This is a genomic window from Halarchaeum salinum (genome assembly GCF_039520965.1).
Taxonomy (GTDB): domain Archaea; phylum Halobacteriota; class Halobacteria; order Halobacteriales; family Halobacteriaceae; genus Halarchaeum; species Halarchaeum salinum.
The window spans coordinates 42,753-63,822 of sequence record NZ_BAAABL010000033.1 but is presented as its reverse complement, the minus strand read 5'-3'; the positions used below and the strand labels follow the sequence as shown (position 1 = coordinate 63,822).

The 21,070-nt window shown below is 68.4% G+C and carries 24 protein-coding genes; 12 read left to right on the top strand and 12 right to left on the bottom strand.

All coding sequences use genetic code 11. The annotated features are described in order from the left end of the window. Complete coding sequence (gene rnz / locus ABDZ36_RS03545; protein WP_211311637.1) at window positions 1–921, bottom strand: ribonuclease Z; 921 nt, start codon at window positions 919–921, stop codon at window positions 1–3. 179 nt (window positions 922–1,100) lie between these two features. On the opposite strand from rnz, the gene ABDZ36_RS03540 reads away from it, so the two are divergent. Further along, a complete protein-coding gene (locus ABDZ36_RS03540) occupies window positions 1,101–2,111 on the top strand; it encodes an AAA family ATPase (RefSeq protein WP_211311638.1) in 1,011 nt (336 codons plus the stop codon). Window positions 2,112–2,118: 7 nt separating this feature from the next. Here ABDZ36_RS03540 and ABDZ36_RS03535 read toward each other — a convergent pair whose 3' ends face one another. After that, window positions 2,119–2,346, bottom strand: coding sequence for a hypothetical protein (locus ABDZ36_RS03535; protein WP_343749205.1), 228 nt, complete (start codon window positions 2,344–2,346; stop codon window positions 2,119–2,121). A 94-nt stretch (window positions 2,347–2,440) separates the two neighbouring features. Here ABDZ36_RS03535 and ABDZ36_RS03530 point away from each other — a divergent pair, with 94 nt between their 5' ends. Beyond that, a complete protein-coding gene (locus tag ABDZ36_RS03530; RefSeq protein ID WP_211311640.1) occupies window positions 2,441–2,815 on the top strand; it encodes a hypothetical protein in 375 nt (124 codons plus the stop codon). Here the strand turns inward: ABDZ36_RS03530 and ABDZ36_RS03525 are convergent. After that, window positions 2,812–3,780, bottom strand: coding sequence for a THUMP domain-containing protein (locus ABDZ36_RS03525; protein WP_211311641.1), 969 nt, complete (start codon window positions 3,778–3,780; stop codon window positions 2,812–2,814). The two genes, ABDZ36_RS03530 and ABDZ36_RS03525, sit on opposite strands and share 4 nt — an antisense overlap. A 114-nt stretch (window positions 3,781–3,894) precedes the next feature. Here ABDZ36_RS03525 and ABDZ36_RS03520 point away from each other — a divergent pair, with 114 nt between their 5' ends. From ABDZ36_RS03520 to ABDZ36_RS03500, 5 genes are all read left to right on the top strand, one after another. Beyond that, the gene (locus ABDZ36_RS03520; RefSeq protein WP_211311642.1) at window positions 3,895–4,455 is read left to right on the top strand and encodes a TATA-box-binding protein; all 561 of its coding nucleotides are present in this window, start codon (window positions 3,895–3,897) and stop codon (window positions 4,453–4,455) included. A gap of 189 nt (window positions 4,456–4,644) precedes the next feature. Beyond that, on the top strand, window positions 4,645–5,007 hold the full coding sequence (locus ABDZ36_RS03515) for a hypothetical protein (RefSeq protein WP_211311643.1): 363 nt from the start codon (window positions 4,645–4,647) through the stop codon (window positions 5,005–5,007). Window positions 5,008–5,058: 51 nt separating this feature from the next. Further along, the gene (locus tag ABDZ36_RS03510; protein ID WP_211311644.1) at window positions 5,059–6,132 is read left to right on the top strand and encodes a hypothetical protein; all 1,074 of its coding nucleotides are present in this window, start codon (window positions 5,059–5,061) and stop codon (window positions 6,130–6,132) included. A gap of 25 nt (window positions 6,133–6,157) precedes the next feature. After that, window positions 6,158–7,447 carry an amidohydrolase gene (locus ABDZ36_RS03505; RefSeq protein WP_211311645.1) on the top strand — a complete coding sequence of 430 codons (1,290 nt, stop codon included), beginning with the start codon at window positions 6,158–6,160 and terminating at the stop codon, window positions 7,445–7,447. Window positions 7,448–7,509: 62 nt separating this feature from the next. Continuing rightward, window positions 7,510–8,793: an adenosylhomocysteinase gene (locus ABDZ36_RS03500; protein ID WP_211311646.1), complete on the top strand. Its 1,284-nt coding sequence runs from the start codon at window positions 7,510–7,512 to the stop codon at window positions 8,791–8,793. A gap of 10 nt (window positions 8,794–8,803) precedes the next feature. Here ABDZ36_RS03500 and ABDZ36_RS03495 read toward each other — a convergent pair whose 3' ends face one another. Then, window positions 8,804–9,628 (bottom strand): formate/nitrite transporter family protein, encoded by an 825-nt coding sequence (locus ABDZ36_RS03495; protein ID WP_343749204.1) that lies wholly within the window; start codon window positions 9,626–9,628, stop codon window positions 8,804–8,806. Between the two features lie 95 nt (window positions 9,629–9,723). On the opposite strand from ABDZ36_RS03495, the gene hjc reads away from it, so the two are divergent. After that, window positions 9,724–10,221: a Holliday junction resolvase Hjc gene (gene hjc / locus ABDZ36_RS03490; RefSeq protein WP_343749212.1), complete on the top strand. Its 498-nt coding sequence runs from the start codon at window positions 9,724–9,726 to the stop codon at window positions 10,219–10,221. 99 nt (window positions 10,222–10,320) lie between these two features. Then, on the top strand, window positions 10,321–10,524 hold the full coding sequence (locus ABDZ36_RS03485; protein WP_211311649.1) for a DUF7472 family protein: 204 nt from the start codon (window positions 10,321–10,323) through the stop codon (window positions 10,522–10,524). 1 nt (window position 10,525) lies between these two features. Here the strand turns inward: ABDZ36_RS03485 and priL are convergent, their stop codons facing one another. Beyond that, window positions 10,526–11,602, bottom strand: coding sequence for a DNA primase regulatory subunit PriL (gene priL, locus ABDZ36_RS03480; RefSeq protein WP_211311650.1), 1,077 nt, complete (start codon window positions 11,600–11,602; stop codon window positions 10,526–10,528). A gap of 88 nt (window positions 11,603–11,690) precedes the next feature. On the opposite strand from priL, the gene ABDZ36_RS03475 reads away from it, so the two are divergent. Further along, on the top strand, window positions 11,691–12,272 hold the full coding sequence (locus ABDZ36_RS03475; protein ID WP_211311651.1) for a protein sorting system archaetidylserine decarboxylase: 582 nt from the start codon (window positions 11,691–11,693) through the stop codon (window positions 12,270–12,272). 4 nt (window positions 12,273–12,276) lie between these two features. On the opposite strand, the gene ABDZ36_RS03470 is transcribed toward ABDZ36_RS03475, so the two are convergent. From ABDZ36_RS03470 to ABDZ36_RS03460, 3 genes are all read right to left on the bottom strand, one after another. Beyond that, entirely contained in the window at window positions 12,277–12,906 is a 630-nt protein-coding gene (locus ABDZ36_RS03470) for a uracil-DNA glycosylase (protein WP_211311652.1), read from the bottom strand. 39 nt (window positions 12,907–12,945) lie between these two features. Next, a complete protein-coding gene (locus ABDZ36_RS03465; RefSeq protein ID WP_211311653.1) occupies window positions 12,946–13,200 on the bottom strand; it encodes a hypothetical protein in 255 nt (84 codons plus the stop codon). Between the two features lie 154 nt (window positions 13,201–13,354). Continuing rightward, complete coding sequence (locus ABDZ36_RS03460; protein WP_211311654.1) at window positions 13,355–14,098, bottom strand: DNA polymerase sliding clamp; 744 nt, start codon at window positions 14,096–14,098, stop codon at window positions 13,355–13,357. A gap of 227 nt (window positions 14,099–14,325) precedes the next feature. Here ABDZ36_RS03460 and ABDZ36_RS03455 point away from each other — a divergent pair, with 227 nt between their 5' ends. After that, window positions 14,326–15,102, top strand: a complete 777-nt coding sequence (locus ABDZ36_RS03455) for a 23S rRNA (uridine(2552)-2'-O)-methyltransferase (RefSeq protein WP_343749203.1) — start codon at window positions 14,326–14,328, stop codon at window positions 15,100–15,102. On the opposite strand, the gene ABDZ36_RS03450 is transcribed toward ABDZ36_RS03455, so the two are convergent. The 3 genes from ABDZ36_RS03450 to ABDZ36_RS03440 are packed head-to-tail and all read right to left on the bottom strand — an operon-like array spanning window position 15,103 to window position 18,337. Then, window positions 15,103–15,816, bottom strand: a complete 714-nt coding sequence (locus ABDZ36_RS03450; protein WP_211311655.1) for a queuosine precursor transporter — start codon at window positions 15,814–15,816, stop codon at window positions 15,103–15,105. It lies immediately after the preceding gene. After that, a complete protein-coding gene (locus ABDZ36_RS03445) occupies window positions 15,809–16,000 on the bottom strand; it encodes a CopG family transcriptional regulator (RefSeq protein WP_211311656.1) in 192 nt (63 codons plus the stop codon). The genes ABDZ36_RS03450 and ABDZ36_RS03445 overlap by 8 nt, the downstream gene beginning before the upstream one ends. 54 nt (window positions 16,001–16,054) lie before the next feature. Further along, window positions 16,055–18,337, bottom strand: a complete 2,283-nt coding sequence (locus ABDZ36_RS03440; protein ID WP_211311657.1) for a twin-arginine translocase subunit TatC — start codon at window positions 18,335–18,337, stop codon at window positions 16,055–16,057. A gap of 92 nt (window positions 18,338–18,429) precedes the next feature. Here ABDZ36_RS03440 and tatC point away from each other — a divergent pair, with 92 nt between their 5' ends. Next, the gene (gene tatC / locus ABDZ36_RS03435; protein WP_343749202.1) at window positions 18,430–19,647 is read left to right on the top strand and encodes a twin-arginine translocase subunit TatC; all 1,218 of its coding nucleotides are present in this window, start codon (window positions 18,430–18,432) and stop codon (window positions 19,645–19,647) included. 580 nt (window positions 19,648–20,227) lie between these two features. On the opposite strand, the gene larE is transcribed toward tatC, so the two are convergent. After that, entirely contained in the window at window positions 20,228–21,055 is an 828-nt protein-coding gene (larE, locus tag ABDZ36_RS03430; protein WP_211311658.1) for an ATP-dependent sacrificial sulfur transferase LarE, read from the bottom strand. Window positions 21,056–21,070: the final 15 nt, after the last annotated feature.

Genomic DNA, 21,070 nt, shown 5'->3' with positions numbered 1-21,070 from the left:
CTACTGGTAGGGGATGTCGATGGTGAGGCCGTCGTGGGCGAGGAGCGTCTCGCCGTCGTGTTCGTCGGCGGCGTCGGCTTTCAGCGCGCCGACGGCACCGCCGTAGCGCGAGGAGATGTGGGTGAGGGCGAGGCGATCGACCCCGGCCCGGCGGGCGATCCGCCCGGCTTCGCCGCCGGTCGAGTGGGCGGTCTGCCGGGCGCGCTCGGCGTCCTGATCGCTGAACGTCGCGTCGTGGACGAGGAGGTCGGCGTCCTCGGCGGCGGCGACCGTCGCGTCGATCGGACGGGTGTCGCCGGTGTAGACGACCGTCCGGCCGGGTCGGGGGTTGCCGACGACTTGTTCGGGTTTCACGACCGTCCCGTCGTCGAGTTCGACCGAATTGCCCGCGTGGAGTTTACCGAACTGCGGGCCGACGGGAACGCCGAGTTCCTCCGCGTGCTCGCGGTCGAAGCGGCCCTTCCGGTCGTTCTCGACGAGCGCGTAGCCCACCGAGCGCGTCCGGTGTTCGGTGTGGAACGCCTCGACGCCGTACTCGTCGCGTTCGAGGACGGTCTCGCCCGCGGAGACCTCGTGAACGTCGAGGCGGAACGAAGTGGTCGCGCCGGTGGCGGTGACGAGGTCGCGCACCTCGTCGCCGGTCCCGCGCGGCGTGTAGATGTCGAGGGCCGTCTCGCGGTCGTTGAAGTCGAGCGTCTGGACGAGGCCGGGGAGCCCGAGGACGTGGTCGCCGTGGACGTGCGAGAGGAAGACGGCGTCGACGTCGAATCCGGTGCCGTAGCGCATCATCTGGCGCTGGGTGCCCTCGCCGGCGTCGAAGAGAAAGGCGTCGCCCTCCCGACGGAGGTGGAGGGCGCTCGTGTTTCGCTCGACGGTCGGGACGGCCCCGCTGGTGCCGAGGAAGGTGGCGGAGAGAGTCATGGGGGCACCTGGGGTCGGGCGGCGTAAACCGCCTTCGGAACGCCGGGGGCGAACGCGAACGCCGGCGTCGCGGCAACGCTGCGCACGTCGGGCTGTCGGCGAGCACGAGCGCATCGATCGGCCACCCGATCGGCGCACAATCGCCCCTTTCTTTGCCGGGCGAGCGGTAGGGAGACGTGATGGACGCGCCGCTCTGGACCGACACACACGCGCCCGCGATCGACGACCTCCCGCAGGAGTCGGTCCGCGATCGGCTCCGTAACGCCCTCGACGAGCCACAGAACCTCGTCGTCCACGGGCCGGTCGGCGCGGGGAAGACCGCGGCGGTGCGCGCGCTCGCCCGCGAGGCGCACGACGACCCCGAGAACGACCTCGTCGAGGTGAACGTTGCTGACTTCTTCGGGATGACGAAAAAGGAGGTGAGCGAGGACCCGCGGTTCTCGCGGTTCATCACGTCGAAGCGTCGACGCAACTCCTCGAAAGCGGACCTCATCAACCACGTCCTGAAGGAGTCGGCGAGCTACGCGCCCGTCTCGGGCGGGTACACGACGGTCGTGCTGGACAACGCCGAGGCGATCCGCGAGGACTTCCAGCAGGCCCTGCGGCGCGTGATGGAGCAGTACCACGAGACGACGCAGTTCGTGCTCACGACGCGGCAGCCCACGAAACTCATCCCGCCGATCCGCTCGCGCTGTTTCCCCGTCTCGGTGCGCGCGCCGACGGACGCCGAGACGGTCGCGGTGTTGGAGTCGATCCTCGACGACAAGGGCGTCGCCGCCGACGCGGACGGCTTGGAGTTCGTCGCGGGCTACGCGGACGGCAACCTCCGCAAGGCAATCCTCGCCGCGCAGACGACCGCGGAGGAAGCGGACGAGGTGACGATGGACGCCGCCTACGAGGCCCTCCAAGACGTCGGGCTCGACGACGACATCAGAGGAATGCTCGACGACGCCGCGAACGGCGCGTTCACGGACGCACGCTCGACGCTCGACGACCTGCTCGTCGACGAGGGGTACGAGGGGCCCGAGCTCCTCCAAGAGCTGTTGCGCGTCGGACGCTCGAAGTACAGCGGCGACGAACTCGCCGAGCTCCACGCGCTCGCCGGCGAGATCGAGTTCGCCCTGAACACCGGGACGAACGACCGCGTGCACCTCTCGCGGCTGCTGGCCGAGCTGGGGCGCGAGGCATGATGGGGTCCTACGCGCCGATGACGTCACGCTGATAGAGCGCACCGAGGACGCCGAACGCGAGGAGTCCGAGCCCGATGGTGAAGTAGAACTTCTCCGCGGCGACATTCTCGATGGGCAGGGTGTGCATGTAGGCGGCGAGGCAGAGACCGAGGAGCGCGAACGCGACTCCGACGACGCCCTCATCGGTGATCGATGCGACCGCGTCGTTCACGGATCCGAACGACGATTGGGCCACGGGCGACAATAAACGCTTCCGAGCGGAAGAGTGTAACGATAAATCATGTCTGACGCAGCGGTGGGTTTTCCCCGTAGAGCGTACTCGCCACGATATGACACTCGCAGACAGCGTCGCGCGCGCCGGGCGACTCGGTGGGGTTGCGCTCCTCGGTTGTCTCGCCGTCCTCCCGCTCGGCGTCGCGCTGCTCGCTGTCGTCCCGGCGTGGGTCGCGATCTGTCTCGTCGTCGCCGGGGGAGCAGGCCCCGTCGCCGCCGTCATGATCGGCCGGCTCCCGGTTCCGTACCGAACGTTCTACTGGTGGGCGCTGACGACCGGCGTGTTGAGCTACGGCGGGTGGCAGCTCGCGCGGCTCACCGTCCCGCCACACGAGACCGGCGTCGCCGTCGGCTACTGGGGCGGTGCGGCGCTCCTCGCCGTCGCCGTCGCGAACTATCGGCGGCTCTGGGGCGTGCTCGTTCTCGACTAATCGAGAACGAGGACCGTTCGCGTGAGCGAGCGGTGAACGCGGCGATCGAAGCGATCGTCGACCGCCCAGCCGGCCGCGCGGGCCGCCGCACGCCAGTCCCGGTCGGCGACGAGGACGCACCGACCGGTGGCGACGCGTCGCACCTCCGCGAGCGCCCCCGCAACAAGGTCGTCGAGGCGATGTGTCTCGATCTTCGACTGGCGGCCGTACGGCGCGTCGAAGACCGCACAGTCGACCGCGTCGTCGCGGAGCGCGAGGCGGGTCGCGTCGCCCCGCAGAACCGCGTGATCGTCGAGGAACTGCGTGAGGTTCTCGTCGGTGCCCCGGACCATCTTCTCCTGCGCGTCGTTACCCACCACGCGCGCGCCGACGAGGCCGCCCTCGATGAGCACGCCCCCCGTCCCGCACATCGGATCGAGGAGCGTTTTTCCGCTCCCTGCACCCGCGAGGTTCACGCAGGCCCGCGCGAGGAGCGGATCCATGCTCCCCGGTTGGAAGAAGGGGCGATCGGTGGGTTTGCGTGTCCCGTAGTCCCGCACGGAGGCGACGGCGTGCCAGCCGAGACAGCAGACGCCGTCGCTGAAACACGCGCGAAGTTCATGATCGGGGTCGTCAAGGTCGACCGAGAAGCCGTGCTCGACGAGCGCGCTCCCGAGGGCGCGTTCGGCGCGCTGGGTGTCGACGCCGGTCGTGTTCCGGACGTCGCGAGCGCGGACGGCGACACTCCCCGAGCGATCGAGGTCGCTTGCGGCGAGGGCGGCGACGGCGTCGTCGATCGTTGCGCCCGTCCGCGTGAGGAGGGCGTCGGCGTGCCGGGTGTAGGCGAGCGTCCGTACGCCTGCGGCGTCGATATCGGCGGCGACGGCGAGTCCGGGCGCAACCCGTTCAACGGCCGTAGCAGCCCCGGCGGCCGCCTCCGCGGCGGCAAAGGCGTCGTCCTCCCCCGCGAGTTCGAGGCAGTACACGCGCTCACTGTGTCGGCCACAACCCTCGTTCTGTCGGACGGAGCGGCGATATAAGGCAGGCGGTGTCGGGACCGCCAACCTTTATAAAGGTTAAATACGACTTAAAGACGAAGGATGACCGACCCAAAGGAAACCATCAACATTGAAAACGTGGTCGCGTCGACGGGCATCGGACAGGAGCTCGACCTCCAGTCCGTCGCGATGGACCTCGAAGGGGCGGATTACGATCCCGAGCAGTTCCCCGGCCTCGTCTATCGCACGCAGGAGCCCAAGAGCGCGGCGCTCATCTTCCGCTCCGGCAAGATCGTCTGTACCGGCGCGAAGAGTACCGAGGACGTCCACGAGTCCCTCCGCATCGTCTTCGATAAGCTCCGCGAGCTCGACATCAAAGTCGAGGACGAACCCGAAATCGTCGTCCAGAACATCGTCACCTCGGCCGACCTGGGCCACCAGCTCAACCTGAACGCCATCGCCATCGGCCTCGGCCTCGAAAACATCGAGTACGAGCCCGAGCAGTTCCCCGGCCTCGTCTACCGCCTCGACGGCCCCGAGGTCGTCGCGCTCCTCTTCGGCTCCGGCAAGCTCGTCATCACCGGCGGCAAGGAGCCCGAGGACGCCGAGAAGGCCGTCGACAAGATCGTCTCCCGGCTCGAAGAGCTGGGCCTCCTCGAGTAAGTTTTTTCCTCGGGTTTTCCTCGCGGGCGCTCCGCGCCCACGGCGGGATCCGCTCGGGCAACCAGACACACCCAAATCCTCGTTCGCCGCCGGCGAACAAGTGACAACATCGGTCCGCACGGGCGGTGAGCGGACGCCAGGAGGCGAACACCGGAAAAACACTTTGTCCGGGAGTCGATATATCGTGGTATGCCGCCCTCCGATCGCCGACAAATCCTCCGGTCAAGCGCCGCCATGATCGCCGTCGCGATCGCGCTGGCCGGGCTGAGCTACGTCGTTGCGCCCACGACACCGCTCGCCGCTGCGCTCGGCGTCGCGTGCGTCGGCGTCTTCGTGGGCGTCGTCACCGATCGGCTCGGCGATCGCTTCGGGCTCGTCTGGCTCAGCCTCGGGCTCGCCGCCGTCGTCGTCTATCTGAGTTCGGACGCCGCGGGCCTGCGGTCGCACGCGATCGTCCTCTGTGGCGTGTCGATCGGCAGCGCACTCCTCTGGTTCATCCCCGCGAAAGCCGCCGAACTGGGCGAGCGCGTCGGCGAGAAGCTGCGCGAGTGACGAAAAGACGGCCACCGCCACGTTGATTGCCCGGCACGTCGAGGCTCCGACGTGTCCCTCCTCGGCTCCCTCACCGCCCTCCTCGTCGTCTCGGTCCTCGTGTACGCCGTCGCGCGCCTCTACGGCGCGGCCGTCCACGGCTCGGAGAGCGCGCTCACGCGACTGCGGCGCGCGCTCTACGTCGGCTTCGTCGTCGTCACGCTCATGGCGTTCGTCGCGACGGTCGGCGCGGGCGGCTTTGACGCGTTCGGTGACGGCGCGCTCGGTGACCTGCTGACGCTGCTCTCGATGGCGGGCGCGGTCGTCGTCGCGGACCTCGCGTACTACCTCGGGCTCTGGCCGGCGATTCGGGCGACGCGTGATCTCGACGCGAGCACGGCGTGGGCGGCCGCCCGCGTCGGCCGGTGGCTCGCCGCGCTCTTCGGCGCGTTCGCGCTCGCGCTCTACGCGCTCGGGCACGTCCCCGTCGGGAGCGCGTGGGGCGTGCTAGCGCTCGGTGCGGGCATCGCCCTCCTCGTGTACGCCGCGAGCGGGCAGTTGATTCGCGTCTCGCAGTCGACGCGCGACCCGGAGGAGGGGGAGCGCGAGCGGATTCGCGCGGCCTGCGAGCGCGTCGGCCTCGACCCGCGCTCCGTGCACGTGATCGAGTCGGAGACGACGCGCTGGGCGGGCGTGCTCGTCCGCGGGCCGCCGCGATTCCGGACATTCTTGGTCGGGAGCCACCTGCTCGCGGCGTACGACGCGGACGCGCTGACCGCGCAGGTCGCGCGCGCCGCGGGACGGGCGCGACGGGGATACGTCGAGTCGCGGTTCGGCGCAGCTCTCGGGCTCGTCGCCGCGGTCGTCGGCCTCCTCGCGCCGGTCGGCGACGCGCTCGCTGGTGTGCTCGTCGGTGGCGGTCTCGTGCTCGGTATCGCGCTGCTCTGGTACGGGCGGCGGGTCGTCTACGCGGCCGATGCGGACGCCGCGGCCGCGACGGACCCGGCGACGGTCGCGGAGACGTATCGGACGGTCGCAGACGATGCGGGTCGCTCGCTCGACGGCGGCGGCCGGATACGGCGCGTCCTCCGAGTGCGGCCGAGTCTGCGCTCGCGCATCGCGCGCCTCGAAGAGCGGGCGGACTAAGGCGGCGCGGCGCACAGTCGAGCGTATGACCACGCTCCGTATCGCGGGCGGGCGCGTCCTCCACCCGGACTTCTCGGTGCGCGAGGGCGACGTGCTCGTGGACGACGAGTCGGGCGAGATCCTCGCGGTGGGCGACGTCGCGGACGGCGACGCAACGCTCGACGCTCACGGCTGTCTGGTGATGCCCGGCCTCGTGAACGCGCACTGCCACGCGGCGATGACCTTACTCAGAGGATACGCGGACGACAAACCCCTCGAGAGCTGGCTCCGCGAGGACGTCTGGCCGGTCGAGGCCGAGCTGACGGACACGGACATCCGCGCCGGGACAGAGTTGGCGCTCGTGGAGCTCGTGAAGGCGGGGACGACCGCGTTCGCGGACATGTACTTCTCGATGCCCGAGGTCGCGGAGGCCGTTGCCGAATCGGGGCTGCGCGCGCGCCTCGGCCACGGCGTCGTCGGCGTCGGGAAGGACGAGGAGGCCGCACGGGCCGACCACGAGGAGAGTCTCGATTTCGCCCGCGAGTACGACGGCTACGCGGACGGTCGCGTGCGGACGATCTACACGCCGCACAGCCTCACGACGGTGGACGAATCCCTCCTTCGCGAGTACGTCCCGAAGGCCCGCGAAGCCGGCGTGCCGCTGCACTACCACGCGAACGAGACGCGCGACGAGGTCGATCCGATCGTCGAGGAGCGCGACGAGCGCCCCCTCGAATACGCAGATGACCTCGGGATGGTAGAAGAGGACGACTTCGTCGCGCACGGCGTCCACAGCGACGCGCGCGAAGTCGAGTTGCTCGCCGAGCGCGGGACGGCCGTCGTCCACTGCCCGGCGTCGAACATGAAGCTCGCGTCCGGTGCGGCACCGATCCCGTCCTACCGCGAGGCCGGCGTGACCGTTGCGCTCGGGACGGACGGCGCGGCGTCGAACAACGACCTCGACCTCTTTGATGAGATGCGCGACGCGGCGATGCTCGGCAAGCACGCCGCCGGGGACGCGAGTGCCGTGCCCGCGGAAGCGGTCGTCGAGATGGCGACAGCGGGCGGCGCGGACGCCCTCGGCCTCGACGCGGGGCGGATCGAGGCGGGACGGAGGGCCGATCTCGCGGTCGTGGACTTCGAGGCCGCACACCTGACGCCGACGCACGACGCGGTGTCGAACCTCGCGTACGCGACGCGCGGGAGCGACGTCCGGCACACGATCTGCGACGGCGAGGTGGTAATGTGCGATCGAGAGGTGCTGACGCTGGACGAGGACGCGGTACGCGAGCGGGCCGCCGAGCACGCGGCCGACCTCGTCGCGCGGGCCGAGTGAGCGCCCGAGAACGCCACGCGCGGTATCGAAGCGCTTTCCACCCGGCCCGCCGATTTCGGGATATGGACACGGCCGCACCTATCAGCGACCGCCTCGACGACGTCGACGAGCACGTCGAGGAGGGGCGACGCAAGATGGACTGGGCGCTCGAACACATGCCCATCCTCACCGCGCTGCGCGAACAGTTCGAGGCGGGCGAACCCCTACGCGATCACCGCATCGGGATGGCGCTCCACGTCGAGGCGAAGACCGCCGTCCTCGTGGAGACGCTCGCCGAGGCCGGTGCCGAGGTCGCCATCACGGGCTGTAACCCCCTCTCGACACACGACGACGTGAGCGCGGCGCTCGACGCCCACGAGAACATTACGTCCTACGCGAAGCGCGGCGTGGACGACGAGGCGTACTACGAGGCGATGGACGCCGTCATCGCGACGGAGCCGACCATCACCGTGGACGACGGCGGCGACCTCGTCTTCCGCATCCACCAGGAGTACCCCGAGCTCATCGAGGACATCGTCGGCGGGACGGAGGAGACCACGACCGGCGTCCATCGCCTCCGCGCGATGGACCAGGAGGGTGCGCTCGACTACCCGATGTTCAACGTGAACGACACCCCGATGAAGCATCTCTTCGACAACGTGCACGGCACCGGGGAGTCCGCGCTCGCGAACATCGCGATGACGACGAACCTCTCGTGGGCGGGCAAGACCGTCGTCGTGTCGGGCTACGGCTACTGCGGGCGCGGCGTCGCGAAGAAGGCGGCCGGGCAGAACGCGAACGTCGTCGTCACCGAGGTCGACTCACGACGCGCCCTCGAGGCCCACATGGAGGGCTACGAGGTCATGCCGATGGACGAGGCCGCCAAAGTGGGCGACGTCTTCGTCACGACGACGGGCAATCGCGACGTCATCACCGAGAAGCACTTCGAAGTCATGCAGGACGGCGTCGTGCTGGCGAACGCCGGGCACTTCGACGTCGAGATCAATCTCGAACAACTCTCCGAGTTCGCTGTGGACGAGCGCGAGGCCCGCGAAGGCGTCCGTGAGTACGAGCTCCACGACGGCAGTCGGGTGAACGTGCTCGCCGAGGGCCGGCTCGTCAACCTCGCCGCGCCGAACGCCCTCGGCCACCCCGTCGAGGTCATGGACCAGTCCTTCGGCGTGCAGGCGGTCTGCGTGCGCGAGCTCGCCGAGCGCGGCGACGAGTACGACGCTGGCCTTCACAGCGTGCCGGATGAGCTCGACCGCGAGGTCGCGGAGACGAAACTCGACGCCGAGGGCATCGAGCACGACGTGCTCTCGACGACGCAGGAGGAGTATATGGGCTCCTGGCGGCACGGGACCTGAAACGTCGCGACTACTCGCTCCCGCGGACGACGTGGCCGTACTTGAGAAGGGCGACGAAGACGACGCCACCGACGATGTTCCCGGTGGTGGCGACAACGAGGAACCGGAGGTAGGCAACGAGCGGGTAGGCGTCGCTTGTGAGGACGCCGGCAAGCACTTCTACGGTTCCGGCGATGGAGTGTGGGAGGTGTGCGAGGCCGATCGCGGCGGTGACAAGCCAGACGACGGCGAAGCGTGCGATCGTGCCGTCGGCACCGGCGACGAGCCAGGAGAGCAGGCCCATGAGCCAGCCGGCGAGGACCGCGCCCGCGAAGACGACGGGCGCGCTGTGGTGGAGGAGCGGCGCGGCGAGTTCGGCGAACACGCCATAGTTGATGATCCCGTAGGCGGGCGCGAGCCACACCATCGCGGCGGCGAAGATAGATGCGCCGACAACGTTGCCAACGTAGACGAGCCCCCAGAGGCGTGCAAGCGATGCGAACGTGGAACGCCCGTCGAGCACGGGGAGTACGGCGAGCGTCGTGTGCTCGGTGAAGAGCTCGGAGCGCCCGAGCACGACGAAGACGAAGCCGATCGCGTAGGCGTTCGCGACGAGCAGCCGTTGGGTGGCGGGGTCGTAGACGCCCGCCGTGAACGTGAGAACGATCCCCATGAAGAGCGGCCCGAAGCCGATGTCGAGGCCGGCGGAGAGCGCGGAGAGGAGAAGGCCGTCCGCGGGCCGCTGGAGCTCGTTCAACCCCGATCGGATCTGTCGGGCGAGGATGTCGGTGCCGGACGTCCCCTGATCAGGGGGGACGTCGGCCTCGAACTCGGCGGGTGATTCGTCGTCGCTCACTGTGTGGGGGTTCGGAGCGGAGCCGATTAAGCCCCGTGCCCGCATCCCGACACCATCGGCCGGTTTATCCGCGAGCGGCGGCGAGTGAGCGCATGGTGCGAAACGAGAAGGGCGATCGCCGCGAGCGCGAGCTCGTCAACCGCCTCGACGAGGCCGGCTTCGCGGTGATGCGCGCGCCCGCCTCGGGGGCCGCGACGACGCGCGAGCTCCCCGACGTCCTCGCGGGCGACGGCGAGGTCTTCTACGCCGTCGAGGCGAAATCGTCCGCGGGTGATCCGATCTATCTCACCGGCGAGGAGGTCGAGGCGCTCGTCTACTTCTCGCAGAACTTCGGGGCGAGACCGAAGATCGGCGTCCGATTCGACAGGGAGGACTGGTACTTCTTCCACCCGAGCGACCTCCACGTCACTGACGGGGGAAACTACCGCGTTAAAAAGGAGACGGCGCTCTCGGCGGGCGACACGATCGCGGACCTCGCGGCCGCGGGCGAGGGCGAGGCAAACGGGGACGACGGCGCAGACGTCGAGGGCGTCCTCCAGGCCGTCGCGCAGGGCGTGCTGAGCGTTGAGGAAGCCACGGAGATGCTCGACTGAGACGGCGAAACCGTCGCCGCGGCCCGTGAGCCGACCGTGACGGCCGCTTTGGTCGCAGCGGACCGCCACGTTTTTGCGCGCACTCCGGGAACACGGAGTATGTACATGGAACGCGAAACCGCGGTTGAGGCTGGCGTCACGCTCGTCGCCGTCGCCGTCTTCGTCGCCATCGTGATCCTCGGTGGCGAGGTGAGTTCCGCGGGGCTCACCGAGAGTGGGGCGTACGCCGTCGTCGGTGCCATCGTTGCCTTCATCTTCGTGATGGCCGGTGCGGGCTTCTATCTCTCGACGAAACAGGAGTAGCTCAGGCGTCCGCGTCGGCGCTCTCCTCGTCGCCATCGCGACCCTCACGCCAGTCCTCGAGTTCCTCCTCGTCGGCGTCGTCGATTTTCGCCTCGTAGTAGCTGAGCGGATGACTGATGTGCTCGCAGAGCGCGTCCGGGTTCACACAGTCGCCGTAGGCCTGCATCGTCGCACAGGACGGCGCGGTGTACTCCGTCGGACTCGATTCGCCTTTGATGTGGTCGGTCTGATAGCGCGTCATCTCCTCGCCGAACCCCGGGTTCACCTCGTAGAGTTCGACGATCTCGTCCGTCGAGAGGCCGATGTTCCCCAAGAAGGCGGTGAGCGCGAAGCGCGAGTGGTGTGGGAGGTGGTCGCCGCGCTGGACGGCATCGAGGAGGTGTTGCATGCAGGGCGGGAAGAGGTCGGGGACGACGGTGTCGATCTCGCGCGTGAGGTCGAGGTCGGCAAGCGTCTCACGGATCGACGCGACCGGCTCGTCGAGTGCGTCGCCGATGGCGTCCGGCACTTGGAGCGGGAGGCCGTCTTTCACGCGCTCCTCGACGGCCTCACGGAGGAGGTCGTCGAGTTCGGGTTCGCTCACCGGCACGTCGCCGACCGCGAGCGCGCGGTTGACGAGCCGCCACTCGTCGCCGCGTAGCGACGACGCGTGACGGAGGTAGGCGGCGACGCCGACTGCGAAGCCACCGTCGCGTTGGGGCGTGACCGCGTCGCCGAGGTCGAACTCGCGGAGGACCGCACGCCGGGTGATCGCCGCGCGGCCGTCCTCGCGTCCGAAGTCCTCGCGGAAGCGTTCGGCGGCACGCGACGCCTCCGCCTCCGCGTAGTAGCGCGTGCAGACGTTCTCGTCGACGAGCGAGACGATGACGCGCGCGACCGGGTAGGAGAGCAGTTCGACGCGATCGGAGGCGACCGACTCGCCGACGTCCCGGTCGGCGATGGCGGATGCGACGCGCTCGCTCGCGCGCTCGACGACGGCGTCCTCCTCGCGGACGACCTCGACGAGGTCCACGCCCGCCTCCTGGACGGCATGACGGGCGTCGCCGAGGAAGGGGTATCGGGCGTGGCGGCGTTCCATACGAAACGTGGGTGGATACGGACGCCGATAAAGCGCCCGGTCCGGCGGGACCGCAAGAGGGTTGGGCGGGCCCGGCCACACCTGGGATATGCGCTTTGCGCCCGGTACGCGGCGGTACGCCGTCCCGCCGCTCGCCCTCGCCGTCCCGCTGCTGTTCGTCTTCGCGCCCGCCGGCCTCGCGTGCGCCGCGCTCGGTCTGTTCACCCTCTGGTTCCACCGCGACCCCGAGCGCGACGTCCCCGAGTCGGGGATCGTCGCACCCGCTGACGGCCGCGTCAGCGTGCTCCGAACCGAGAACGGCCGTGTCCGCGTCGGGGTCTTCATGAACGTCACCGACGTCCATGTGAACCGCGCGCCGCGAGCGGGCGTCGTCGCGTCCGTCGATCACCGGCCCGGCGCACACCGCCCCGCGTTCTCGAAGGAGTCCGAGCGCAACGAACGCGTCCGCATCACCACCGACAGCTACGAACTCGACCTCATCGCGGGGGCGTTCGCCCGCCGCATCCACCCCGCCGTCGAACCCGGCGACACCGTCGCGCGCGGCGAGCGCGTCGGCCACATCTCCTTCGGGTCGCGCGTCGACGTCCTCCTCCCGCCCGAGTACGACACAGCGGACGTGCGCGTCGATGTCGGCGATCGCGTGACGGCCGGCGAGACCGTCGTCGCCTAAACGGTCAGACGTACTCGTCGAGTAACGCCCCGAGTTCGGCCGCGTACTCGTCGTAGTCATAACCGAGCCGCGAGAGCCACATATGCTGGTACGCCGGGTGGAGTACCGGGAGCGACGTCACGCCGAGCGAGGGACAGGAAACGGGTTCGAGGACGGTGTCGAGAAAGCCATCTAGGTCGCGGCCCGCGGCGTCGAAGAGCACCTGCGTCGCGTGTTTGCCGGTCGTGACGACGACCGATGGGTCGACGTCCGCGAGTTCGGCTTCGAGGTGCGAGAAGCAGCGTGAGAGCTCCTCGGCGCGGGGTTCGCGATTCGACCCCTCGCCGTCCGGTGGGAAGCATTTCACCGCGTTCGTGTAGAAGACCTCGGTGTGCCCGCTGTCCGCGAAGAGCTCGCGGACGATCCGGCCGGAGTGGCGCGCCGTGTACGCCATCCCCGTCCAGTTACCGCCCTGCCAGCGGTCCTCTCCAGGGGTGCCCGCACCCGGCGCTTCACCGACCGCGACGACGTCCGCGTCGAGGGGGCCGTTCCCCCACGCGATACGCTCGCGGGCCGCGACGAGGGCGGGACAGCGCTCACACCCCGGCTCGATCGGGTGGACGTCGTCCGGGTCGGGGAAGGCGGGATCGCTCATGTGTCGAGAACGCGTTGCGCGCGAAAGAGCCGTGCGGTTCTACCGCTCGTCCGCGGCCGGGAGGCCGCCCGCGAACAGCGCCGCGAGCGCGAACACGAGCGCGAGGACGCCGCACGCGCTCAACGCGAGGCGAGCGAGATAGCGCAGGTCGGGCGCGAACGCCGCCGCATCGCCCGCCATCGAAGTGTGCCCGAGAACGTTCGCCTCGGGAATCGCCGCGACGTAGAGCGGGTTCGCGAGGCAGGCGGCGGCGACGACGAACAGCGCGCCGGCGAGCGCGTGCGCACGGTGCATACCGGGGAGTGGGGACGCGACTATGTGGGCCTTACGCGAGCGTCCGCATCGTGTGCTGCTCGGCTGCGGGGGCTGTGCGAACGCACCGAGGACCCGAGGGAAGAACAGACAGAAATCGAAGATCGCTAAAAACACTAAGCAGCCTTTTCAGGTCCTAATTCGACTGAATACGCGGAGCCAACATATACGTGACAGATCCCAGACCCTCTGCGAAGTCGAAGTGCATCTTGACGGGGAACTCCTCACCGAGTTCGAGGGTAATCTCGGCGTCCTTGGGGAACGCCTTGTTCATGTCCTTGAGATAATCGAGACTGAACAGGGAGCGCGCGTCGCCGGCCTCGAGGTCGATGAGGTCCTCGCGTTCGAGTTCGAGGTGGACGTCGTCAGTGTCGCCCTCGGCGTCGACGTAGAAGCGTTCGTTCTCGGCGTCGACGCCGAGCGCGATGTGGTCGGAAACCATGTCGGCGGCCCGGACGGCGCGGTCGATGTCCGCGCCCTCGACGACGACCTGTGCGGGGAGATCGAGGTCGGGGAGGTCGGGCTCCTGTCGGATACTGTCGGGGTCGATGAGCGCGAGGGTGTATTCGAGGCCCTCGATACGGATGTGGAGCTTCCGGGTCTCCTCGTCCAGTTCGAACTGGACGAGCTGGCCGGCGTCGGCCATCCCGGCGATATCCTCCAGCCGCGAGAGATCGACGCCGATGAGTCCACCGTCGGCCTCGTAGGACTCGAAGGCGTCCGCGGAGAGGGTCAAGTCCACCATCCCGACGTTCGCCGGGTCGACGGCGCGGATTTCGAGACCGTCGTCGTTGAGGTGGATCTTGCACTCGTCCACCAGCACGCTCACGGAGTCGAGCGTGTCCCGGAGCGTGTCGGCGCTCACGATCGCCTTGAACATCTTGACCATCGGTAGGGTTGGGCCGTACAATAAACCCCCGGATGCGCGCGCACGCGTGAGAGTGCGACGCGCGCTACGTCCGCTCTCAGTACCGGCCGGCGAGGCGGTCGTCATCGAGAACGCTCGCGGCGATCTCGGCGGGCGCGGCCGCTGGGAAGGGATGGGGTCAGGCGCGAAGAACACCGAGCGAAGGGAGTAAACGGCGCGACGCCCTCCGTTCTTCCATCATGGCCGGGAAGGATGACTACTATAATCGGGCGAAACAGCAGGGGTATCGCGCACGCTCGGCGTACAAGTTGAAGCAACTCGACCGGGAGTTCGACCTCATCGCGCACGGCGACACGGTGGTCGACCTCGGCGCGGCACCGGGCGGGTGGCTCCAAGTCGCCGCCGAGGCGGCGGGGGCACACGGTCGCGTCATCGGCGTCGACCTCCAGCGGATCGACGACGTCGAGAAGGGCGACGCGCCGGTCGAGACGATTCGGGGCGACATGACCGAGGACGAGACGAAGGACGCGATCCGCGAGGCCGCGGACGACCGCGTGGACGTAGTGATCTCGGACATGGCACCGAACATGACCGGCGAGTACAACCTCGATCACGCTCGCTCGGTCCACCTCGCCCGGCAGGCGTTGGAGACCGCGGAGGAGCTCCTCGGCGAGGGCGGGAGTTTCGCCGTGAAGGTCTTCCAGGGGCAGGACCTCGCCGACTTCAAGGCCGACGTCGAACGCGAGTTCGCCTTCTCGCGGACGACGAGCCCGAAGGCCTCGCGGCAGGCGTCCTCCGAGGTGTACGTCGTCGGGAAGAACAAGCTGACCGGACCGGTGCGCGTCGGTGACGAACTCGACGTCGAAATCACGGGCGTCGGCGAGGAGGGCGACGGGATCGCGAAAGTCGATGGCTTCACCCTGTTCGTCGCCGGGGCGGCGGAAGGCGACGAGGTACACGTCGAGGTGACGGACGTGAAACCGCGTTTCGGCTTCGCGGAGCCGATCGAGGAGTAGCTACTTCGTCGGCGTGACGCGCCCGTTCGTCCCGCGTTCGCCGAGGAAGCCGACGACGGCGTAGACGAACGGCGTGTCCACGAGCGCGATCAGGAGTTTGAGGACGTACTGGCCGACCATCAGCGAGGCGAGGACGCTCGCCGGGAGCGGGCCGGTCCCGAGGAGCATCGGGGCGAGCCAGAAGCCGACACCGACGAAGATGACGGTGTCGATGGCCTGACTCGTCGCCGTCGAGCCGACGTTGCGCAGCCAGAGGTGCGCGCCGTCGGTACGTCGCCGGAGGGCGTGGAAGACGAAGACGTCCCAGTTCTGACTGACGAGGTACGCACAGAGCGAGCCGACCACGATGCTCGTCGAGGAGCCGAGGACGGCCGCGAACGTCCCGGGGTCGATGGAGGAGGCCGCAGCGGGCGCGAGGATCGTCGACCAGACGAGGACGAGCAACACGAGGTTCATCGCGAACCCGGTGTTGACGACGACGGTGGCGGCCCGACGGCCGTAGAGTTCGCTGTAACAGTCGCTCGCGAAGTAGGTGAGCGCGTAGGCAAGCGCCGCGCCCGGCATCACGAGCGTGCTCCCGGTGACGGGGAGGGAGACGGGGATGTCGAAGGCGAGGATCTTCGCGGCCGTCAGCTGCGACGTGACGAGCGCGGTGACGAAGAGCGCGATGAGGACGACGCGGCCCGTCGCGAGCGGCGTCTCGCCCTCACGCATCGTACTCGTCAGCCTCGTCTTCGAGCCGGCCGTGTCGGGCGTCGATGTCGTCGAGGACGTCGAGGGTCTTGCGTAGGGAGGCCCGGACGGCGTCGCTGCGGTTCACGAACTTCCCGTCGTCACCGACGTGGTCGTCGAGGTCGTCGAGGAGCTCCCGCGGCACGTCGACGGATATCTTGGGCATACCCAGATATTCGTGAGCGAATAGTTAAACGACGCGCTCCGCGAGCGCGTTCACTCAGGCCGGCCGTTCGGCGGACTCGTCCGAGTCGGTGCGTGCATCCCCGCCACCGCGTCGGCCGCCGAGCGTGACGACCCAGAGGCCGGCGAGGCCGACGAAGAAGGCGACGGCGATGGGCGCGCCGACGACCACCATCGTGTAGAGGCTATCCGGGGTGACGAGCGCGGCGAAGGCGAACGCGGCGATGACGAAGACCCGCCAGTGTCGCCGCATCGCCGCGTAGCTGACGATGCCCGACCAGTGGGTGAGCCACATCGTCACCGGGACAGTTGCGAGCAGACCGATCCCCGCTGTCGTCATGAAGACGAGCCAGAGGAAGTCGCTGATCCGATAGCTGATGATGACCTGTGCTTGGAGGGCGTCCTGAACGAGATAGGAGATGATCGTCGGGGCGACAAAGAGGTAACCCAGCACGCTTCCCGCAACGATCGTGGCGGTGATCGCGAGCGCCCAGACGGTGACGACACCGCGGCGAGCCGCGATAAACCCGCGTTCGCGCAGCGCCGGCCAGATGAAGAAGAGGACGAGCGGGATCGACGCGACGACGGCGATCACCGTCGAGAGCTTCACGGAGAAGATCAGGGCCTCGACGGGGTGGAGGGCGACCGGCCAGCCGAGCGCGTCGGGGTTGGCCTGAAGCACGCGCTGTGGGATGCGCCCGATGAAGTCGTCGCGGACGAGACCGAGTCCACCCTGATAGAGGAAGCCGAAGACGACCGCGAGAACGAGCATGAACCAGCCGACGAGCCAGAAGAGCCGCGAGCGCAGGCTGCCGAGGATGAACTGAATGTCGTGGTAGTAGCCGCCGATGTCGTCCTCCGTCGTCTCCTCCTCGGTGAAAGCGCCGAGCATCCCCGCGCCCGTCCGCGAGAGGACGTTGCCCTCGTCCGCGGGCTCGCCGTCACCGCCCTCGTCGCCCTCGTTCTCGGCCGCTTCGGCCGCCGCGCGTGCGTCGGCTTCGTCGAAGCGATCGAGGATCGCACCCGCCTTCTCCTTCTCGCCCGCCTCCATCGCCTCGCTGGCGAGTTCGAGGGCTTCGGATTCGTCCATGGCGTCGAAGCGCTCGTCGGGGGCAGCGCGCACGCCCGTCGCGTCAAGGACGCTGAGGTTCATGTTCTCTGGTTTCGGGGCCTTGCCGCCGTAGACCGTGGATTCGGCGCGGGCGGCCGTCGCGATGGCGTCGTAGACCGCGTAGGCGACGGCCATGACGAGCACGAGGAGCGCGGTGACGAGGCCGACAACGGCAAGCGAGGCGTTCGGGCCGAGTCCAACGAGGCCGGTCGCGCTCGGGACACCACCGGCGGCGAGGTCGGCGATCGAGTCCCCGACGAGCGGGAGGTCGGCCGCGGCGAGACGAACGAGCGCATCGTTCAGCGCGGCGACGCCGCCATAGCCGAAGAAGGCGTATCCGAGGAGGAAACCGACGACCGCGCTCCCCGCGAGGACGTTCCAGCGGTCGCGGAGTTCTGCACGGAGGTCGATGCGCTCGCTCCCGCGGCGGGCGAGCGTCACAAGTTTCGCGAGATAGAGGCTGACCGCGTAGAGGAAGAGCAGCGGCACCGCCCACATGATCTGCGTGAACGGGTCCGGCGGGGAGAAGACGGCACCGAAGACGAAGATGGCGATGACCGCGTGCTTCCAGTAGGCCCGGAACGTCTCGTAGGGGACGACGTCGAGGTAGGAGAGCGCGGTCATCACGAGCGGGAGCTGGGCGGCGACGCCGAAGGAGATGGCGAGCACGAGGATGAACTGCGTCCACGCGACGATGGAGTACATCGGCTTGATGTTCGCGCTCATCGCGTTCCCCGCGAGGAACTGGAACATCAGCGGGAAGAACAGCTCGTAGGCGTAGACGATACCGACGATCGCGAGGAAAATCGCGACGAGCGCGCCGCCAGCGAGGTGCCAGATCGAGAGCGAGACGTCCGGAACGATGTCGCGCTCCGCGAGCGGTGCCTTGGCGTAGTACAGCAGGATCGGGAGGGCGAGCAGGACGCCGACGACCATCCCGATCTTCACCTGGAGGAGGATGACGTCGAACGGCGTCTGGAAGATGACCTCGACGCTCGAACCGAGGCCGAGCTTCGTGATGAGGTCGCGTTTCAGCGCCGGCCAGATGTACATCCGCATCGCCATGATGCCGCCGAAGAGCCCGACGACGAACGCGATGAAGACGACCTGGAGCCGCTTGCGGGCTGCCCCGACGAGGACGCCGATCGTCTCCCGTCCCGTATCGACAGCGCGGGCCGTGTCCTCGCTGATGACCCCCGAGTCGCTCATTTGTGTCCGGTAGCCGGTTTCCCATTATCAATCTTCCCGTCGGCACCCAAAAGAAAGCCTATAACGCCCGCGTCGCCAATCGTAGGCAGAGAATGGGAGACGCATCGGACGGGCCGTCCGACGATGGGCTCGACGGGGACGACACCGACGATATCGACGCCGAGGACGTCACCCACGCCGAGGACGTCGATGCCGACCCGATCGAACCGGCCGTCACCGACGTGAGCGGGGACGACGCGCCGGACACGGACCCCGATGGTGCGACGACCGACGCGGACGCCGAACCGACCAGCACGGGCGCGGAAGAAGACGACGACGATAGCTCCGACGCCGAATCGGCTGACGAAAGCGCGGAGCCGGCCGACGAAAGCACGGAGCCGGCCGAGATGGATGCAGAACCGACCGGCGATGGGAGCGACGACGAGTACGCCGATCCACCCGATTCCGTCCCCGACACCGGCGACCCGTCCGTCCCCGACGAGGTCCCCTCGGTCGAGGACGAGGGTGTCCCCATCGAAGAACATGACGGCGCGGCGGACGATGTGGAGCCCGTTCCGGCCGACGAGGTCGACGAGGGCGTGCTCGGCGAAGGCCCGTCGAGCGACGAGGAACAGCCGATCGCCGTCCACGTCGAGGAGATGGTGCGCCGTCTCGGCGTCGTCGTCCTCATCGCCGGCGTCGTCAGCGCACTCTGTTTCCCGTTCGGCGACACCCTCATCACCGTCATCTGGGACGGCGTCCTCCCGGCGAGTTCGACCGCCCAACCGCACATCTACGCGCCCCTCGAGCTCATCGTCACGCAGTTCAAGGTCGCGTCCATCGCCGGGGTCATCGTTGCACTCCCCGTCATCGTCTACGAGACGTACGCGTTCATGCGTCCGGGGCTCTACCCTCACGAGCGCCGCTACTACCTCGCCGCCATTCCCACCAGCCTCGTGCTCGCCGTCGTCGGCGTCGTCTTCGCCTACTTCGTCGTCGTCCCGAGCGTGATGTCGTACTTCCTCTACTACTCGACGAGCGTCGCGAACGCCGCGCTCGCGCTCGGCTCGACGTTCAACCTCATCCTCGTCCTGATGGCCTATCTCGCGATCGTCTTCCAGATCCCGCTGTTCGTCATGCTCGCGATCATGATGGGGCTGACCACGCGGCGGTGGCTCGCCGATCGGCGGCTCCTCTTCTGGGGGGCGTTCGCCGGCGTCTCCTTCCTCGCGACCCCTGACCCGACCGGCGTCGCGCCCGTCGTCGTCGCCGCCACCATGATTGTCCTCTTCGAGGGGACGCTGTTGCTCCTGCGGTGGACCGGGAACTGAACCTCCATCTTTTTCCGCGAAGGGGTCGCGCTCCGCGCGACCCTCGACGCGCAAAAACATGGGTGAAAAAGCCCGCGACGCTACGCGTCGCGGGGAATCGCGCTCACTACCGGGTCCTTCGGACCGCTCGTTCGCGCGAACATCCCCGTTCAGCACAGCCGCTATCGTAGCGACGCTGCTGTATCTAGATGTATCTGACCCCGTAGTTGCCCTGCTAGTACTCGTCATTGGGAGTTCGCTTGGCGTTAGTGCAATTCGGGTCGTGGGTTCTCGCTCAAATCGTTAGACTGCAAGTCTGCACCTAACGTCGCGGTCCGGTCTGCGGTCCAGCGTACTCGCGCGAAGCGGGAGTTTCACCGAGCGACGAAGTCGCTCGGCCTTTTTCACCCATGTTTTTGCCGCGAGCGGTTCGCCGCAGGCGAGCCCGAGCGGGAAAAAGATGGTTAGTCGTCCACGTTCGCCGTCCCGTTCGCCGGCGATACCGACCCCGTCCGGTACCTGTGCAGGTCCAGCGTCACATGCTACGACCACCTTTTGCCGGGGGCAAAAGCTGGACCAAAAGCCAGAGGGACCGACGGGTCTAGTCGTCGGTTTCCACCGTCCCGTTCGCCGGCGATACCGACCCCGTCCGGTACCCGTGCAGGTCCAGCGTCACATGCTCGAAGCCGACATCGCTGAGGTGCTCGCGAGCAGCTTCAGCGAACTCGGTCGTGAGTGCGACGTCGAGTTCGTCGGGCGCGACCTCGATGCGCGCGAGGCCGTCGTGGTCTCGAACGCGGAACTGCTCGAAGCCCCACGTACGGAGGAGTTTCTCGGCCTTCTCGACGCGCGAGAGTTTCTCCTCGGTGACTTCGAGCCCCGTCGGGATCCGCGAGGAGAGACACGCCATCGAGGGTTTGTCCGCGACGCTCAGGTCGTAGCGGTCGGCGATCTCGCGGACCTCCTCCTTCGTGATGTCGGCCTCACGCAGCGGCGAAGAGGCGTCGAGTTCCGCGACGGCCTGGAGGCCGGGACGGTGGCCCTCGCCCGGGTCGGAGGCGTTCGTGCCGTCGCAGACGGTGTCGATACCGAGGTCGCGCGCCGCCGAGAACATCTCGGAGAGGCGCATCGAACGACAGTGGTAGCAGCGCTCGCCGTCGTTCTGGACGAAGTCCGGGTCATCGAGCTCGCTGAACGAAACGAGCTCGTGACGGATACCGATCTCGTCGGCGACGCGCTTCGCGTCCGCGAGTTCGGCCTCGGGAAGTGTCTCGCTCTTCGCGGTACAGGCGACGGCGTTGTCGCCAAGTGCGTCGTGCGCGATTGCGGCGACGACAGCGGAGTCGACCCCACCGCTGAACGCGACGAGCACGCCGTCGCGCTCCGCGAGGGCGTCGCGAGCCGCGTCGAGTTTGGCCTCGACGGTCATACCCAACACATCCAC

Excerpts from the sequence above, each read along its gene's own strand:
- ABDZ36_RS03530 (WP_211311640.1), top strand. The coding sequence starts at position 2,441 with ATGACACTCGCAGACAGCGTCGCGCGCGCCGGGCGACTCGGTGGGGTT.
- ABDZ36_RS03460 (WP_211311654.1), bottom strand. The coding sequence starts at position 14,098 with ATGTTCAAGGCGATCGTGAGCGCCGACACGCTCCGGGACACGCTCGAC.
- ABDZ36_RS03440 (WP_211311657.1), bottom strand. The coding sequence starts at position 18,337 with ATGAGCGACTCGGGGGTCATCAGCGAGGACACGGCCCGCGCTGTCGAT.
- ABDZ36_RS03515 (WP_211311643.1), top strand. The coding sequence starts at position 4,645 with ATGCCGCCCTCCGATCGCCGACAAATCCTCCGGTCAAGCGCCGCCATG.
- ABDZ36_RS03500 (WP_211311646.1), top strand. The coding sequence starts at position 7,510 with ATGGACACGGCCGCACCTATCAGCGACCGCCTCGACGACGTCGACGAG.
- larE (WP_211311658.1), bottom strand. The coding sequence starts at position 21,055 with ATGACCGTCGAGGCCAAACTCGACGCGGCTCGCGACGCCCTCGCGGAG.
- ABDZ36_RS03505 (WP_211311645.1), top strand. The coding sequence starts at position 6,158 with ATGACCACGCTCCGTATCGCGGGCGGGCGCGTCCTCCACCCGGACTTC.
- ABDZ36_RS03540 (WP_211311638.1), top strand. The coding sequence starts at position 1,101 with ATGGACGCGCCGCTCTGGACCGACACACACGCGCCCGCGATCGACGAC.
- ABDZ36_RS03485 (WP_211311649.1), top strand. The coding sequence starts at position 10,321 with ATGTACATGGAACGCGAAACCGCGGTTGAGGCTGGCGTCACGCTCGTC.
- priL (WP_211311650.1), bottom strand. The coding sequence starts at position 11,602 with ATGGAACGCCGCCACGCCCGATACCCCTTCCTCGGCGACGCCCGTCAT.
- ABDZ36_RS03455 (WP_343749203.1), top strand. The coding sequence starts at position 14,326 with ATGGCCGGGAAGGATGACTACTATAATCGGGCGAAACAGCAGGGGTAT.
- ABDZ36_RS03470 (WP_211311652.1), bottom strand. The coding sequence starts at position 12,906 with ATGAGCGATCCCGCCTTCCCCGACCCGGACGACGTCCACCCGATCGAG.
- rnz (WP_211311637.1), bottom strand. The coding sequence starts at position 921 with ATGACTCTCTCCGCCACCTTCCTCGGCACCAGCGGGGCCGTCCCGACC.
- ABDZ36_RS03445 (WP_211311656.1), bottom strand. The coding sequence starts at position 16,000 with ATGCCCAAGATATCCGTCGACGTGCCGCGGGAGCTCCTCGACGACCTC.
- ABDZ36_RS03465 (WP_211311653.1), bottom strand. The coding sequence starts at position 13,200 with ATGCACCGTGCGCACGCGCTCGCCGGCGCGCTGTTCGTCGTCGCCGCC.
- ABDZ36_RS03450 (WP_211311655.1), bottom strand. The coding sequence starts at position 15,816 with ATGCGTGAGGGCGAGACGCCGCTCGCGACGGGCCGCGTCGTCCTCATC.
- tatC (WP_343749202.1), top strand. The coding sequence starts at position 18,430 with ATGGGAGACGCATCGGACGGGCCGTCCGACGATGGGCTCGACGGGGAC.
- ABDZ36_RS03520 (WP_211311642.1), top strand. The coding sequence starts at position 3,895 with ATGACCGACCCAAAGGAAACCATCAACATTGAAAACGTGGTCGCGTCG.
- ABDZ36_RS03475 (WP_211311651.1), top strand. The coding sequence starts at position 11,691 with ATGCGCTTTGCGCCCGGTACGCGGCGGTACGCCGTCCCGCCGCTCGCC.